Origin of the sequence: Sulfitobacter sp. SH24 (assembly GCF_965641895.1) — a bacterium.
Classification (GTDB): Bacteria; Pseudomonadota; Alphaproteobacteria; order Rhodobacterales; family Rhodobacteraceae; genus Sulfitobacter; species Sulfitobacter dubius.
In genome coordinates this window covers 2,712,427-2,727,361 of sequence record NZ_OZ282575.1, presented here as the reverse complement: position 1 = coordinate 2,727,361, position 14,935 = coordinate 2,712,427, and the positions used below count along the sequence as shown (strand labels likewise).

The following is a 14,935-nucleotide window of genomic DNA, read 5'->3' as shown; positions in this document are numbered from 1 at the left end:
CAGCGGATCAAGACAGAAACCCCGCCCGATCTCATGGGCTAGGTTGGGCGCGTTAACCGCGCTTTTTGACGATGACGGAACCCACGGAGTAGCCCGCGCCGAAAGAGCAGATTAGCCCGGTGTCGCCATCCTTCAGATCGTCAGAATTCTTAGCAAAAGCGATGATTGACCCGGCGGAGGAGGTATTGGCGTAGTCCTGCAGAATGTTGGGCTGCTCACCCGTTTCTGGTTCCCGGCCCAGCACCTTGCGGCCAATGAAGTCGTTCATCGATTTGTTCGCTTGATGCAGCCAAATGCGTTTCAAATCTGAGGATTCCAACCCGTTGTCGGCCATATGCCCGCCGATATGATCAGCCACCATGGGCAACACCTCCTTAAACACTTTGCGCCCATTCTGCATGAACTGCATATCGCGCCTGTCGCTCAGCCCATCGGGACGGGACCGACGGAGGAAGCCGTTGTTGTTGCGGATGTTGTTGGAATACTCGGTGGCGCAGCGGGTTGAGATGACATCGAAACAGGGGCCATCGGTATCCTCGGCGCGTTCCAGCAAAGTGGCAGTGGCGACATCGCCAAAGATGAAGTGGCAATCCCGGTCGCGCCATTCGAGGTGGGCTGAGCAAATCTCAGGGTTCACTACCAAGGCGGAGCGGATGGAGCCGGAGCGGATCATATCCGCCGCAGCTTGGATGCCGAAGGTGGCCGAAGAGCAGGCAACGTTCATGTCAAAAGCAAAGCCCTTGACCCCAAGCAGGTCCTGAATTTCGATCGCCACGGCGGGATAGGCGCGCTCTAGATTAGAGGCGGCACAGATTACTGCATCTACATCGGCGGCGGTTTTGCCCGCAGCGGCAAGCGCCTTCTGCGCGGCATCAATGGCCATTTCAGCCATCAACGAGGGTTCCTCGTCCCGGCGCTGCCGCAAGAGGGGGTGCATGATATTGGGGTCGAGAATGCCGGATTTGTCCATCACATAGCGCTGCTCGATCCCGCTGGCCTTGACGATAAACTCTTCCGAAGAATGTGCTTTGGCCTCAACTTTACCAGCCTCAATCGCCTCGGCATTCTCGGCGTTGTAGAGGTCCGCATAGGCGTTAAACGCTTCGACCAGTTCGGCATTGGTGATGGTTTGATGGGGCGTGAAAACGCCCGTACCGGTGATGGCGGCTTGATACATCGCTGTTGTCCCTTTCTCACCAACGGCATGGCTGGTCTACTAAAGCTGAGCAGCCCCGAAAGTTGTGCAAGGGGCATCTGCATGGTCGTCACGCCAAGGTATAGGCGGTCTGAACTGGTGTAAGTGTCCATTTTAGCGAAACTACATCAGACTTGCCACGGCTTTGACAGACCCGGCGTGGGAATGCCGCTACAGTCACGACTTTGATCGCTCCGTCGCGGTCGCGCCATCTTGACTATGCAACCGATAGGGCGCAGTCATCGGACATTAACGATCATTAATTATTCGATGATATTACGAGTTATGCCCTAGAGCCGAAGAATTCGGCGACGATAATGCGGGCCTTGTTGCCCCGGATTTCGTAACGCATAGAGCAAAAGAACTCTACGATCTTAACCTCCGTAGACGAGGGATGGCATGAGGCGCAGCGCTAAAACAACTATGTTTATCGGGCGGATGAAGCATTTTCGCAAGGATGAGAGCGGCGGCATGCTGATCCTTATGCTTGCGATTTTTTTCGGCATAACGATCTTTGGCGGGCTCGCGGTTGATCTGGCGAACCACGAGCGGATGCGGACCACCTTTCAAACCCATCTCGACAATGCGGTTCTGGCCGCGGCGAGCCTATCGCAAGAGCTTGACGCTGAAGAGGTGGTGCGCAGCTATCTTTTGTCGGCGGGGTTGGACCCAAGTGAAGTCGAAATCGATACAAGTGAAGAGAAAATTGGCGGCATTTTGGTGGGGCGGACGGTCGAAGCCTCTTTGCCTGCGGGGCTGAATACCTATTTCTTTCGTTTCTTCGACATCGAAACGCTTGGCATGACGATCAGCTCCGAAGCGACAGAGCGGGTCGAAGATATTGAAATTTCTCTCGTGCTGGACGTTTCTGGCTCAATGGGGGAACGGACCAGCGACCGGAGCGGGATCAAACTGGACCTTCTCAAGAACGCAGCCAGCGATTTTGTTGAGACCATTCTGAGCGATTCCGAAGAAGGGCGCGTCTCAATCTCGATCATCCCTTATTCGACCAAAGTGAACGCAGGGGCGAATTTACTAGGGCAATATACCACCACCAGCGAGCACAACTACTCGCACTGTGTGGATTTTGAAGCGAATGATTACAGTCTGATATCGCTTGATCCCACGCGCCAGTTGCAGCGCACCGGGCATTTTCAATTTCAGAGCATGTCGACCTCGGATCAAAGCAGGGGGCAGTGGGTTTGTCGCTATGATGCGGGCTTTGCGATCACGCCATTGTCCAATTCGGTCGCCGCACTGAAGGCGCAGATTTCTGCGTTGACCGCCGAAGGGTCAACGTCAATTGATGTGGGCGCAAAATGGGGGCTGGCATTACTTGACCCATCTGCTCAAGCTCCGGTTTCGGGCTTGATTGCCTCCGGCGTGGTGGGGGCAGAGTTTCAGGGACGTCCGCATCCGCACGGTGCCGAGAACAGTATGAAAGTCTTGGTGTTGATGACCGACGGCGAGAACTTTCCAGAGTATCGTCTTGAGCCCGAGTATGCCTCTGGTCAGTCGGATGTCATCCGCACCACGTACAATAATTCAAGCCGGTTTTATGCTGTCGATGCCCCAGAGGGGAACAATGCGAACGATGGGCGAAGCCCGAGTTCGGAGCGCTATTTTTATGCCGTTCACCCCTTCAGTTCGAGTCGGATGTGGGACGACAATACAATGCGCGATCATCCAGATCTTCGGTCCTATAGAAACTACCTAGAGGAAGAGTATTTGGACTGGCCAGAGGTTTGGGCAGAGATGTCGCCCTACTACTACGGCTATAATCTCTATGGGAAACGCTCGAACTATAGCAACTACTGGAATTACTACATGCAGCAATTCTGGGGTAACATGCATGATACGATCAGCGCGGGAGAAAAAGACCGTCGGCTGCGTCAAATCTGTGGTGCGGCCAATGATGCTGGGATCGTAATTTATTCCATCGGCATGGATGTCGACAGCACAAGCTCGCTCAACCTTTTGAAAGATTGCGCCTCTTCAGAGACCCATTATTTCAACGTCGAGGGGCTGGAAATTCAGACTGCATTCGACATGATCGCCGCGTCTATTTCTATGTTGCGGTTGACGAAATGATCCCGGCATTCCTTAAAAATCGCTTTCGCAAATCAGAGGACGGGGGCGTGACGATTGAGTTCGTCATTCTGTTTCCCCTTGCGCTCTACTTCTTCTTTCTTGCGCTTGAGACTGGCCTGTGGAGCGCACGTGAGATCATGCTGCGCCGGGCGACCAATCTGGCGGTGAGGGACGTGCGTTTGTCCACGGGAAATACGCCGAATTATGAGGCCATGAAAACGCTGATTTGCGAGCGGTCTGTTTTCCAAGCTGGCTGTCTTGAGGGCATCCGCATCCAGATGGAAGCTATGCCCGTTGCCGATTGGGCCGATCTGACGGGGCCTGCCCCCTGCGTAGATCGGACTGAAGATTATGACGCCGCAAACGATTACAAACCCGGCCAGCAGAACAACCTGATGATGATGCGGGTCTGCCGGTTATTTGATCCGCTTTTGCCGGGAACGGGGTTGGGGCGTCAATTGCCCGAAGGATCTGATGGGGAATATGGTGTGCGGATCACCACCGCCTTCGTGACGGAGCCGCGCGGATGAAGCTTTTGGGCAAACTACAGTGCTTTTACCAAGATGAAGAGGGCAGCCAGACGATTGCCTTCCTTGTGTTGTTGCCGCTTTTGGTCTGGTCGATCATGGCGATGCTGACCTTTACAGACGCCTTTCGCGTGCGGGGCATGGCGACGGATGCCACTGCCGTCATTGCAGATAGCCTCTCGCGTCAAACCACGCCGATTGACATGGATGATCTACGTGGATTTCAGGCCGTCGGCGAACGTTTGACAGGCTATCAGGTTGCGTTGCGTGTGACCCAAGTGCGCTGTGTTCGGGACTGTGCTGATCTCAACGGCCGGACCCTACGGGTTGATTTCTCCCGCGGGATAGATCTGGATAGCCTCGGCAATCAGGATTTCACCGCCGGTGAATCCCGTCAGCGTGTGCCGCTTATGGCTGAAGGTGACCGTTTGGTGCTGGTTGAAACATCATTCACCCACGAACCTATCGCGCAAATCGGGCTTGAGGGCAGGGAGGTCAGTGTATCTCACGCCACCCGCATGCGCTTTTCGCCGCAGCTTTGTTGGGAACAATGTACAGTTAGCTGATACCGCCCGAGCAGAATTAGCAAAACTGCGATGCGCGGAACCTGCCGATCTATGTCGCTGGTTTCGCGCCTTTCGTATCAGGGCCGCCCGCCGGACGGCCCCGCTCTCTTAGCCCTGAAGCGCTTTCACACCAATCGCATCCTCAGCCTGTGCTTTGATCGCCAGAGCGGCGGCATGGGCGCCAGCGGCGGTGGTGAAATATGGGATCTTGTCATAAAGCGCGATGGAGCGGATGGACTTGCTGTCTTCGACGGCCTGTGCACCTTCGGTGGTGTTCATCACCAGATGCACATCGCCGTCTTTCATCAGATCGGTGATGTCCGGGCGGCCCTCATAGACCTTGTTCACCACATCGCAGGCGTGACCGTTCTCGGTAAGCCATTCCGCAGTGCCGCGGGTGCCGATTAGGGTAAAGCCTTGGGCAAGCAGTATTTCTGCCGCATCCAGCATGCCTTGGCCCTTGTCCGCATCTTTGACTGAAAGGAATGCGCAGCCCTTACGCGGCAGCGGGTTGCCTGCGCCCATCTGCGCCTTGAGGAAGGCGCGGGGGAAGTCGCGGTCCCAGCCCATGACCTCACCCGTAGAGCGCATTTCCGGCCCCAGCAGCGTGTCGACACCGGGGAAGCGGGCGAAGGGCAGCACGGCCTCTTTGACTGAGAACCACGGCATGTTGGGATCGGCCAGCGTCATCGGGTCGCCCAAGGGCAGGGTGTCTTCGTAAGCGGCGGAGGCGTCATAGGGCGCGCGCAGGGGGAAGTTGCTGAGCGGCTCCCCGGCCATGATCCGTGCGGCGATGGAGGCGATGGCAGAATCGGTCGCCTTGGCCACGAAGGGCACCGTGCGGGAGGCGCGGGGGTTCACTTCGATGAGGTAGATCTCGCCGTCCTTGACCGCGAATTGGATGTTCATCAGGCCCACGACATTGAGTGCCAGCGCCAGCGCGCGGGTCTGCTCTTCGACCTCATCGATGATCTCGCGCGGGAGTGAGTAGGGCGGGAGGGAACAGGCGCTGTCACCGGAGTGCACGCCCGCCTCTTCGATGTGCTGCATGATGCCCGCGACATGGACGTTTTTGCCGTCGCAGAGCGCGTCGACATCCAGCTCGACCGCGCCCGACAGATAGCTGTCGAGCAGGACGGGGCTGTCGCCCGAGACGACCACAGCGTTGGTGATGTAACGTTCAAGGCTGGCTTGGTCGCGCACAATCTCCATCGCGCGGCCACCCAGAACATAGGAGGGGCGAATCACCAGCGGGAAGCCGATCTCCTTGGCGATCTCTATGGCTTCGGCGTCGGAATGGGCGATGCCGTTGTGCGGCTGCTTGAGGCCGAGGTTCAGCACAAGCTGCTGGAAACGCTCGCGGTCTTCGGCCAGATCAATCATGTCGGGCGTGGTGCCGAGGATCGGGATGCCGGCCTCTTGCAGACCGTTGGCGAGCTTCAGCGGGGTCTGGCCGCCGAACTGGACGATGACGCCGTGCAGCGTGCCGTTTTCCTGCTCGACGCGCAGGATTTCCATGACATGCTCGAAGGTCAGCGGCTCGAAGTACAGACGATCCGAGGTGTCGTAGTCGGTCGAGACCGTCTCTGGGTTGCAGTTGACCATGATGGTCTCATAGCCCGCGTCGGTCAGTGCATAGCAAGCGTGACAGCAGCAATAGTCGAACTCGATGCCCTGTCCGATGCGGTTCGGCCCGCCGCCGAGGATGACGACCTTTTTGCGGTCCGAGGGGCGCGCTTCGCATTCGGCCTCGCCCATCAGCGGGGTCTCATAGGTGGAGTACATGTAAGGCGTCTGCGCTTCGAATTCGGCGGCGCAGGTGTCGATACGTTTGAACACCGCCTTGACGCCGAGGGCGAGGCGGGCGTCGCGGACGGCGGCCTCGCGCTGGTTGGTCAGGATGGCGAGGCGGGCGTCGGTGAAGCCCATCATCTTGAGGTCGCGGAAACCGTATTCGTCCTGCGGCAGGCCGTTTGCGCGGATGGCTTCCTCGGCCTCGATGATCTCGCGGATGCGGGCGAGGAACCACGGGTCGAACATGGTGTGCGCGTGCAGGTCGACGTCGCTCATGCCGTGGCGCATGGCCTGCGCGATGGTGCGCATCCGGTCAGGCGTGGGGGCCGAGACGGCTTTGATGAGTGCTGCGGTATTGGCGGGCGCGTCCTTGGGCAGGTCGGCGTCGAAACCGGAAATGGTGACTTCGTCAAAGCCCGTCAGGCCGGATTCCATCGACGCCAGCGCTTTTTGCAGACTCTCGTGGATGGTGCGGCCGATGGCCATGGTCTCGCCAACCGATTTCATCGCAGTGGTGAGGTAAGGCTCGGCACCGGGGAATTTCTCGAAGGCGAATTTTGGGATTTTGGTGACGACGTAGTCGATGCTGGGCTCGAAAGAGGCGGGCGTGACGCCGGTGATGTCGTTGTCGAGTTCATCCAGCGTGAAGCCTACGGCGAGTTTGGCCGCGATCTTGGCGATGGGGAAGCCGGTCGCCTTGGATGCCAGTGCCGAGGAGCGGCTGACGCGCGGGTTCATCTCGATCACGACCATGCGGCCATCGGCAGGGTTCACGGCCCATTGCACGTTGGAGCCACCGGTCTCCACCCCGATCTCGCGCAGCACAGCGATCGAGTGGTTGCGCATGATCTGGTATTCTTTGTCGGTGAGCGTCAGGGCCGGGGCCACGGTGATGCTGTCGCCGGTGTGCACGCCCATCGGGTCGATGTTCTCGATCGAGCAGACGATGATCGCGTTGTCGGCAGTGTCGCGCACCACCTCCATCTCGTATTCCTTCCAGCCGAGCAGCGACTCATCGACGAGGATTTGCCCCATGGGCGAGGCGTCCATGCCCGAGCGGCAGTAGAATTCGTAATCCTCGCGGTTGTAGGCCACGCCGCCGCCGGTGCCGCCCATGGTGAAGGCGGGGCGGATGATGGCGGGCAGACCGACGTATTCCAGCGCTTCAATGGCGAGGTTCACGCCCGCGGCGAGGTCTTTCTTGCCGTCGGCGCGTTTGGGCGCGGTGACGATGGTGGCTTTGGGGTTTTCGATGCCCAAACGGTCCATCGCCTCGCGGAAGAGTTTGCGGTCTTCGGCCATCTCGATGGCCTCGCGCTTGGCGCCGATCATCTCGACGCCGAATTTCTCAAGCACGCCCATCTCTTCGAGCGCGAGCGAGGTGTTAAGGCCCGTCTGGCCGCCCATGGTGGGCAGCAGCGCATCAGGGCGTTCTTTTTCGATGATTTTGGCGACGATCTCGGGTGTGATGGGCTCGATATAGGTGGCATCGGCGAGCCCGGGATCGGTCATGATCGTGGCCGGGTTGGAGTTGACGAGGATGACGCGATAGCCTTCCTCTTTCAGCGCTTTACAGGCTTGTGCGCCGGAGTAGTCGAACTCGCAGGCTTGTCCGATGACAATCGGCCCCGCACCAATGATCATGATCGACTGGATGTCGGTACGTTTCGGCATGGCGGCCCCCTAAATTTGCAAATTGTCCTGCCTTATAGGCAAGGCGGCTCTGGCTGCAAGGGGGGAATGGCCCTGAAGACCCGAGAAATAAGGGTCGCGCTGTGGCTTCAACCGCTAAGGGTAGCGTTTTAGTGCTTCTAGGGGGCTGATTGGATCAGCTTGGCAGGGCGGAACGTTCGGTATTAAGGAAAATGCGCAGTGTCGCCTCGAACTCGCGGGGTTTTTCGGCGTGGAGCCAATGGCCCGCCCCGGGAATTTTGGCAAAGCGCGCTTGCGGGAAAAGTGCTTTGATCGGCTCGCGATGTTCGGGCAGGACGTATTCTGACGCGCCGCCCGAGAGGAACAGGGTCGGCCCCTCGAACTGACCGCTCACATCCTCGGGCCAGCCGACGATCTTGGGCATCTCAGCCTCAAGCGCGTCGAGGTTCAGCCGCCAGCGCTTGCGGGGCAGGTCGAGCGATTGGGTGAAAAAGCTTTGCAAGGCGCGCTCCACCCCCGCATCGGCCAATTGCGCCTCGGCGTCCGAGCGGCGCTCGACACGGCTGAGGTCCACGCCGCGCATGGCGTCGATGAACATCTGCTGCGTGTGACCGTAAGCGACGGGCGCGATGTCGGCGACGATCACGCGGCGCAGCAACTCGGGCCGGGTCAGCGCCAGCATCATCACCGCCTTGCCGCCCATGGAGTGACCGCAAATGTCCACCGGGCCGCCAAGATGGGTGATCACTTCGGCCAGATCTTGCGCCATTTCGGGGTAGCTGTGGGTGTCGTGATGCGGGCTGCTGCCGTGGTTGCGCATGTCGACGGTGACAACATGACGCTCGTCTGACAGGCGTTTGGCGATCACGCCCCAGTTGCGGCCAGAGCCATAGAGGCCATGGACGATTAGCAGGGTCGGGCGGTCGGCGGCGGCTTCGCCATATTCGGTGTAATTCAACATGCGGTCAAATTACGGGCATTGCAGGCCGGGGACCAGAGCGATTAGATGCGCGCATGATTGACCGCCAAGATTTCAACACCCGCGCCGAGGCGCTACGCCCCCTGTTCGAGGACCGCTTGCGCATCAAAGCCCGCGATCTGCGTGAGGCTTTTCACCGTGCCGGGCCGGAACTACCGCGCGGCATTCGTGGCGATGGCGTGTTGTTGGGCAAGACCGAACATCTGGTCGCCAATCCCCATATCGCCCGTCAATTGGAGGATGCCCCTGTTTGGGCGGCATTCAATCGGGTTACGGTCCATTTGAAAAAGATCGATCCTAAAGCCCGGCGGCGTGGGATTATCTTGGATCGCTTGGCCGGGATTGCCTTCAACATTCTCGTGGTCATTGTGGGCTTTGTGATCTGGCTTTGGTGGCGCGGCTACGTTTAAGCCGCCGCGCCGATGGGGTTCAGGCCGGGTCGTAATCCGCGTCCGTCACCTTTTCCATCCATTCGACAGCCTCGCCGACCTGCGCCTCTTGCAGGGCGATATGGGTCATCGCGCTGTCGGGCGCGGCGCCGTGCCAGTGTTTCTCTCCGGGGCCGAACCAGACGACATCGCCTTTGTTCAGCGTCTGCACCGGGCTGCCTTCGGTCTGGGCGCGGCCTGTGCCTTCGGTGACGATCAGGGTCTGGCCCAGAGGGTGGACATGCCACGCCGTGCGCGCGCCGGGCTGAAAGGTCACCGTCACGCCGCGCAGGCGGGCAGGCGCCGGTGCCGAGATCAGCGGGGTCATCTCGACCTCTCCGGTGAAGTAATCTTCGGGGCCGGGTTCAGAAGGGCGGCTGCCCTTGGGGTGAATGATCATGCGGTTCTCCTTTGTCGGAGAATGTGGCGCGGGGAGGGGGGATCGGCAAGGGGGCTGTCTGGCGATGATCGCCCGGAATCAAGGCGCTTTGCGCCGCCGGGCAGCGCCCGACCGCCCCATGGGCGGGCGCTTTTGCTGCCGGGCACATCACCTTGGCCGCACATCATGGTTGAGAAATAAAGCGGTAGGAACGCAGGTTGCGATGCCCACCCGCGGTCGGGCGCCGCCCGGCCGGAGGGTAAAGTGGGCCCCCGCATCGCTGCGAGGGCCAGAGAGCCTACAGGTTCGGATACATCGGGAAACGCTGGCACAGCGCTTCGACCTCGGCTTTGACCTTGGCCTCGACCTCGGCATTGCCATCGGCACCATTGGCCGCCAGCCCGTCGACCACCTCGATGATCCAATCGGCGATCTGGCGGAACTCGGCCTCACCAAAGCCGCGTGTCGTGCCCGCAGGGGAGCCGAGGCGGATACCGCTCGTTACCATCGGCTTTTCCGGGTCAAACGGCACGCCGTTCTTGTTGCAGGTGATATGCGCCCGGCCCAGAGCCTTTTCGGTGTCGTTGCCCTTCACGCCTTTCGGGCGCAGATCGACCAGCACCACATGGGTGTCGGTGCCATGGGTCACGGTGTCGAGGCCACCTTTGATCAACTGATCCGACAGCGCCTGCGCATTGGCGATGACCTGCTTGGCGTAGGCTTTGAACTCGGGGCGCTGTGCTTCGCCAAAGGCCACGGCCTTGGCCGCGATCACATGCATCAGGGGGCCGCCCTGAATGCCCGGGAAGATGGCGGAGTTGATCTTCTTCGAGATCGCTTCGTCATTGGTCAGGATCATGCCGCCGCGCGGGCCGCGCAGGGTTTTGTGGGTGGTGGTCGTCGCCACATGCGCATGCGGGAAGGGAGAGGGATGCTCACCCGCCGCCACGAGCCCGGCGAAATGCGCCATGTCGACCAGCAGGTAGGCGCCCACGCTGTCGGCAATCTCGCGCATTTTGGCAAAGTCGATCTGGCGTGGGATGGCAGAGCCACCGGCGATGATCATCTTGGGCTTATGCTCGGCAGCCAGTTCGGCGACTTGGTCGTAGTCCAGCAGGTTGTCCTGCTTGCGCACACCGTATTGTACAGCGTTGAACCATTTGCCCGACTGGTTCGGCTTGGCCCCGTGGGTCAGGTGTCCCCCGGCATCAAGGCTCATCCCCAGAATGGTGTCGCCGGGTTGCAGCAGCGCGGTAAAGACACCTTGGTTCGCTTGGCTGCCCGAGTTCGGCTGGACGTTGGCGAATGCGCAGTCGAACAGCGCACAGGCGCGTTCGATGGCAAGGTTCTCGGCCACGTCGACATGCTCGCACCCGCCATAGTAGCGACGGCCCGGATAGCCTTCGGCGTATTTGTTGGTCATGATGCTGCCCTGCGCCTCAAGCACCGCAGCAGAGACGATGTTCTCGCTGGCGATCAACTCGATCTCGTCGCGCTGGCGGCCCAGTTCGGCATCAATCGCAGCGGCGAGGGCGGGGTCGGAATCAGCGAGAGATTTGGTGAAGAAATCGGACATCAGGGGATCCTCATTGGGGCTGGTTTCGCGTGTTGCCTATCGGAAACGCGGGGCGAGGTGAAGGCTGTAAACCGACAGGTTGCAAGATATGTGCGTCAACACTGGTGGCGCGCGGAATAATGTGATTGTTTTGGCCCCAAACGCCGATGATCGGAAACTTCGCCGGGATGAGCCTGCTGACATGTCCTTAAAGATCGCTTTTGTGGCCAGCCGGGCCAGCGTGGCCCAAACGGCGCGGGCCGCTTTGATCGGGCGCTATGGTGACGTGCCACTGCGTCAGGCCGAGGTGATCGTGGCGCTCGGGGGCGACGGGTTCATGCTGCACACGCTGCACAGCACCCAAGACATGGACGCGCCGGTCTATGGGATGAACCGGGGCACCATCGGCTTTTTGATGAACGCCTACCGCGAAGGCGATCTGCAAGCGCGGCTGGCGGCGGCGGAAGAGGCGGTGATTAACCCTCTGGTCATGCGCGCCACCCATATCGATGGGACCATCTCGACCGCGCTTGCGATCAATGAGGTGTCCTTGCTGCGCGCTGGGCCGCAGGCGGCTAAGCTGCGCATCACGATAGATGGGCGGCAGCGGATGGAGGAACTGGTCTGCGACGGGGCGCTGGTCGCGACGCCTGCGGGCTCCACCGCTTATAACTACTCCGCGCATGGACCGATCCTGCCGATTGGGTCGGATGTGCTGGCCTTGACCCCGATTGCGGCCTTCCGCCCACGCCGCTGGCGCGGGGCGTTGCTGCCGAAACGGGCGACGGTGCGCTTTGATGTGCAAGAGCCGCAAAAGCGGCCTGTGATGGCCGATGCCGACGGCCAGTCGCACCGCGACGTGATAACGGTTGAGGTCTCCTCCGATCCAAGTATCAGCCACCGGATTCTCTTTGATCCCGGTCACGGGCTGGAAGAGCGGTTGATCTCGGAGCAGTTCAACTGATCCTACCCATTCGGGTCTGGCAGATTTCCGCCGCTGCGCCCCTGTGCCGGAACCCAAGTTTCGCGTCAGCGTTGTACCTGCAAGAGCGGGATATTCCCGCATCTTCGCAGCCGTTGAAAGGAGACCTGCAATGAATTGGGACCGTATCGAAGGCAATTGGAAACAGATGACCGGCGCGGTGAAATCGCAATGGGGCGATCTGACCGACGACGAAATCGCCGAAGCCCGTGGCGACCGCGAGCAATTGGTGGGTAAGATCCAAGAACGCTATGGCATCGCCAAAGACGAAGCGGAGCGTCAGGTGGACGACTTCGCAGCGAAACACTGAGGCTTATAGCTTTGACTAAAAAAGGCGACCCTCTCGGGGGTCGCCTTTTACGTTTCAGGAGAGGCTCACGCCTCGTGCCAAGCGCGGTCGCCCTTGTCGTCTTTCACGCGGGTCGGCAGGCCAATGTCATCCAGCAGGCCGAACAGCGGTTTCGGGTCCAGTTCTTCGACATTGACCATGGTGCCGCCATCATAGGTACCATCGGCGATCAGCATCGCGAAGGCCACGGGCGGCACACCGGCAGTGTAGGAAATGCCCTGAGAGCCGACCTCGTTAAAGGCGTCTTTGTGATCGGCCACGTTATAAACGAACACCTCAACCTCTTCGCCGTTTTTCACGCCTTTCACCAGATCACCGATGCAGGTTTTGCCGGTGTAGTTCGGCGCAAGGCTCGACGGATCGGGCAGTACGGCCTTCACCACTTTCAGCGGCACGACTTCCAGCCCTTCGGCGGTGGTCACGGGCTGCTCGGAAAGCAGTCCGAGATTTTGTAGCACGGTGAAGACATTGATGTAATGATCGCCAAAACCCATCCAGAAGCGCACGTCGGCGTGGGGGTAGTTCGCGGCCAGCGAATGCACCTCATCATGGCCCGACATATAGGCCTTTTGCTTGCCGACCACGGGCAGGTCCCATTCGCGGCCCACCTCGAACATCTTGTTCTCTTTCCACGCGCCTTCCTGCCAGCTGTAGACGGTGCCGGTGAATTCGCGGAAGTTGATCTCAGGGTCGAAGTTGGTCGAGAAATACTTGCCGTGGTCGCCTGCGTTGATGTCGACGATGTCGATGGATTTGACCTCGTCCATGAACTCATCCACCGCGAAGCGGGCGAAGGCGTTAACCATGCCCGGATCGAAGCCAGCGCCAAGGATGGCGGTCACACCTGCTTCGGCGCAGGCTTCGCGGCGCTTCCATTCGTAGTTGCCATACCACGGCGGCGTCTCGCAGATTTTGCGGGGGTCTTCGTGGATCGCGGTGTCGATATAGGCGGCACCAGTGTCGATGCAGGCCTGAAGCACGGTCATGTTCACGAAGGGGGAGCCCACGTTGATCACGATCTGGCAGCCGGTTTCCTTGATCAGCGCGGCGACGGCGTCTGTGTCCATCCCGTCGACGGCATGCGCCTTGAAGAAGCCATCCTGCTTCATCGCACCTTTCTCATGCACACTTGCGATGATCGCCTCGCATTTGGAAACCGTGCGGCTGGCGATATGAAGCTCACCCAAACGATCATTATTCTGCGCGCATTTATGCGCCACAACCTGTGCGACGCCGCCCGCGCCGATGATAAGAACATTGCGTTTCATAGTGTGGACCTCTTTCTTGTCACGACAGGGCGGCGGCGAAATCGTCATAGTCGAAATCGCGCACCAATCGGGTGGTTCCGTCCAACTCGCGGATGGCGATGCTGGGCATTTTGACGCCGTTGAACCAGTTTTTCTTGACCATCGTGTAGCCAGCGGCGTCTTGGAACGAGAGCCGGTCACCGGCTTTCAGCGGCGCATCAAAGCGGAACTCGCCAAAGATATCGCCCGCAAGGCAGGACTTGCCGCAGATCATCCACTCGTGGTCGCCGGTGTTGGGCGCGATCTTGGCCGGTTCGCGGTAGATCAGCAGGTCGAGCATATGCGCCTCGATGGAACTGTCGACGATGGCGAGGTTCTTGCCGTTGAACATCGTGTCGAGCACGGTAACCTCCAGCGTCGCGGCACTGGTGATCGCGGCCTCGCCGGGCTCAAGATAAACCTGCACGCCGAAGCGCTCGGCAAAGGTCTTGAGGCGCAGCGCCAGATCATCAAGCGGGTAATCCGCGCCGGTGAAATGGATGCCGCCACCGAGGCTGATCCAGTCCATCTTGTGCAGCACCGCGCCAAAGCGGTCTTCGATCAAGGTCAGCATTTCGTCGAACCGCTCGAAACTGTCGTTCTCGCAGTTGTTGTGGAACATCAGCCCGGTGATCCGGTCTGCCACGGCGTCAATTGCTGCTGGGTCATGCTCGCCCAGACGGCTGAAGGGCCGCGCGGGGTCGGCGAGGTCGAACTCCGAGGTCGAGACGCCGGGGTTCGCCCGCAGTCCGCGGATGTGGCCCGAAGATTGCGTGTCGAACTTGTCGAGCTGGCCGATGGAATTGAAGATGATCTTGTCAGCGTGGCCCAGCACCTCGTCGATCTCATGATCGGCATAGGCCACCGAATAGGCATGCGTCTCCCCGGGGAATTTCTCGGCCCCGAGCCGCACTTCGTAGAGCGAAGAAGAGGTCGAGCCGTCCATATACTCTGACATGAAGTCGAAGACCGACCATGTGGCGAAACATTTCAGCGCCAGCAGGCAGCGCGCACCGGAGAGGGCGCGGAGGCGGGCAATCTTCTCCATATTGTCGCGGAGATTGGCCTTGTCGATCAGGTAATAGGGTGTCTGCACGTCGAAAACCTTTCTGCGCGGCCGGAGGGCTAGCTCCGGGAGGGAAAAGACCCAC

The 14,935-nt window shown here is 59.9% G+C and carries 13 protein-coding genes; 6 read left to right on the top strand and 7 right to left on the bottom strand.

The genetic code is table 11. From position 1 onward, the window contains the following. Nucleotides 1–52 precede the first annotated feature (52 nt). Nucleotides 53–1,177, bottom strand: a complete 1,125-nt coding sequence (locus ACSQ16_RS15995) for a beta-ketoacyl-ACP synthase III (RefSeq protein WP_435988569.1) — start codon at nt 1,175–1,177, stop codon at nt 53–55. Between the two features lie 417 nt (nt 1,178–1,594). On the opposite strand from ACSQ16_RS15995, the gene ACSQ16_RS15990 reads away from it, so the two are divergent. Genes ACSQ16_RS15990 through ACSQ16_RS15980 form a run of 3 tightly spaced genes read left to right on the top strand, consistent with a single transcriptional unit; the run spans nt 1,595 to nt 4,379 of the window. Continuing rightward, on the top strand, nt 1,595–3,286 hold the full coding sequence (locus tag ACSQ16_RS15990) for a TadE/TadG family type IV pilus assembly protein (RefSeq protein WP_243262381.1): 1,692 nt from the start codon (nt 1,595–1,597) through the stop codon (nt 3,284–3,286). Nucleotides 3,287–3,333: 47 nt separating this feature from the next. Next, nucleotides 3,334–3,816, top strand: coding sequence for a TadE/TadG family type IV pilus assembly protein (locus ACSQ16_RS15985; protein ID WP_243262382.1), 483 nt, complete (start codon nt 3,334–3,336; stop codon nt 3,814–3,816). Continuing rightward, entirely contained in the window at nt 3,813–4,379 is a 567-nt protein-coding gene (locus ACSQ16_RS15980; protein WP_243262384.1) for a hypothetical protein, read from the top strand. The genes ACSQ16_RS15985 and ACSQ16_RS15980 overlap by 4 nt, the downstream gene beginning before the upstream one ends. Nucleotides 4,380–4,487: 108 nt before the next feature. On the opposite strand, the gene carB is transcribed toward ACSQ16_RS15980, so the two are convergent. Then, nucleotides 4,488–7,847: a carbamoyl-phosphate synthase large subunit gene (carB, locus tag ACSQ16_RS15975; RefSeq protein WP_243262385.1), complete on the bottom strand. Its 3,360-nt coding sequence runs from the start codon at nt 7,845–7,847 to the stop codon at nt 4,488–4,490. A gap of 154 nt (nt 7,848–8,001) precedes the next feature. Next, entirely contained in the window at nt 8,002–8,787 is a 786-nt protein-coding gene (locus tag ACSQ16_RS15970; RefSeq protein ID WP_243262387.1) for an alpha/beta fold hydrolase, read from the bottom strand. A 53-nt stretch (nt 8,788–8,840) separates the two neighbouring features. Between ACSQ16_RS15970 and ACSQ16_RS15965 the strand changes: the two genes are divergently transcribed. Continuing rightward, nucleotides 8,841–9,215 carry a hypothetical protein gene (locus tag ACSQ16_RS15965; protein WP_093926972.1) on the top strand — a complete coding sequence of 125 codons (375 nt, stop codon included), beginning with the start codon at nt 8,841–8,843 and terminating at the stop codon, nt 9,213–9,215. A 19-nt stretch (nt 9,216–9,234) separates the two neighbouring features. On the opposite strand, the gene ACSQ16_RS15960 is transcribed toward ACSQ16_RS15965, so the two are convergent. Next, nucleotides 9,235–9,633 carry a (R)-mandelonitrile lyase gene (locus tag ACSQ16_RS15960; protein ID WP_243262388.1) on the bottom strand — a complete coding sequence of 133 codons (399 nt, stop codon included), beginning with the start codon at nt 9,631–9,633 and terminating at the stop codon, nt 9,235–9,237. 277 nt (nt 9,634–9,910) lie between these two features. Next, nucleotides 9,911–11,188 (bottom strand): serine hydroxymethyltransferase, encoded by a 1,278-nt coding sequence (gene glyA, locus ACSQ16_RS15955; protein ID WP_317406338.1) that lies wholly within the window; start codon nt 11,186–11,188, stop codon nt 9,911–9,913. 181 nt (nt 11,189–11,369) lie between these two features. On the opposite strand from glyA, the gene ACSQ16_RS15950 reads away from it, so the two are divergent. Together ACSQ16_RS15950 and ACSQ16_RS15945 are read left to right on the top strand one after the other, a co-directional pair. After that, nucleotides 11,370–12,131, top strand: coding sequence for an NAD kinase (locus ACSQ16_RS15950; RefSeq protein ID WP_243262391.1), 762 nt, complete (start codon nt 11,370–11,372; stop codon nt 12,129–12,131). Between the two features lie 130 nt (nt 12,132–12,261). Then, the gene (locus tag ACSQ16_RS15945) at nt 12,262–12,459 is read left to right on the top strand and encodes a CsbD family protein (protein ID WP_243262393.1); all 198 of its coding nucleotides are present in this window, start codon (nt 12,262–12,264) and stop codon (nt 12,457–12,459) included. A gap of 65 nt (nt 12,460–12,524) precedes the next feature. On the opposite strand, the gene ACSQ16_RS15940 is transcribed toward ACSQ16_RS15945, so the two are convergent. Further along, nucleotides 12,525–13,766, bottom strand: a complete 1,242-nt coding sequence (locus tag ACSQ16_RS15940) for a saccharopine dehydrogenase family protein (RefSeq protein ID WP_317406337.1) — start codon at nt 13,764–13,766, stop codon at nt 12,525–12,527. A gap of 19 nt (nt 13,767–13,785) precedes the next feature. After that, a complete protein-coding gene (locus ACSQ16_RS15935) occupies nt 13,786–14,880 on the bottom strand; it encodes a carboxynorspermidine decarboxylase (protein ID WP_243262394.1) in 1,095 nt (364 codons plus the stop codon). Nucleotides 14,881–14,935: the final 55 nt, after the last annotated feature.

Bases quoted from the DNA above. Each gene is read 5' to 3' on its own strand.
- ACSQ16_RS15995 (WP_435988569.1), bottom strand. From the start codon at position 1,177: ATGTATCAAGCCGCCATCACCGGTACGGGCGTTTTCACGCCCCATCAA.
- ACSQ16_RS15990 (WP_243262381.1), top strand. From the start codon at position 1,595: ATGAGGCGCAGCGCTAAAACAACTATGTTTATCGGGCGGATGAAGCAT.
- ACSQ16_RS15980 (WP_243262384.1), top strand. From the start codon at position 3,813: ATGAAGCTTTTGGGCAAACTACAGTGCTTTTACCAAGATGAAGAGGGC.
- carB (WP_243262385.1), bottom strand. From the start codon at position 7,847: ATGCCGAAACGTACCGACATCCAGTCGATCATGATCATTGGTGCGGGG.
- ACSQ16_RS15970 (WP_243262387.1), bottom strand. From the start codon at position 8,787: ATGTTGAATTACACCGAATATGGCGAAGCCGCCGCCGACCGCCCGACC.
- ACSQ16_RS15965 (WP_093926972.1), top strand. From the start codon at position 8,841: ATGATTGACCGCCAAGATTTCAACACCCGCGCCGAGGCGCTACGCCCC.
- ACSQ16_RS15960 (WP_243262388.1), bottom strand. From the start codon at position 9,633: ATGATCATTCACCCCAAGGGCAGCCGCCCTTCTGAACCCGGCCCCGAA.
- glyA (WP_317406338.1), bottom strand. From the start codon at position 11,188: ATGTCCGATTTCTTCACCAAATCTCTCGCTGATTCCGACCCCGCCCTC.
- ACSQ16_RS15950 (WP_243262391.1), top strand. From the start codon at position 11,370: ATGTCCTTAAAGATCGCTTTTGTGGCCAGCCGGGCCAGCGTGGCCCAA.
- ACSQ16_RS15945 (WP_243262393.1), top strand. From the start codon at position 12,262: ATGAATTGGGACCGTATCGAAGGCAATTGGAAACAGATGACCGGCGCG.
- ACSQ16_RS15940 (WP_317406337.1), bottom strand. From the start codon at position 13,766: ATGAAACGCAATGTTCTTATCATCGGCGCGGGCGGCGTCGCACAGGTT.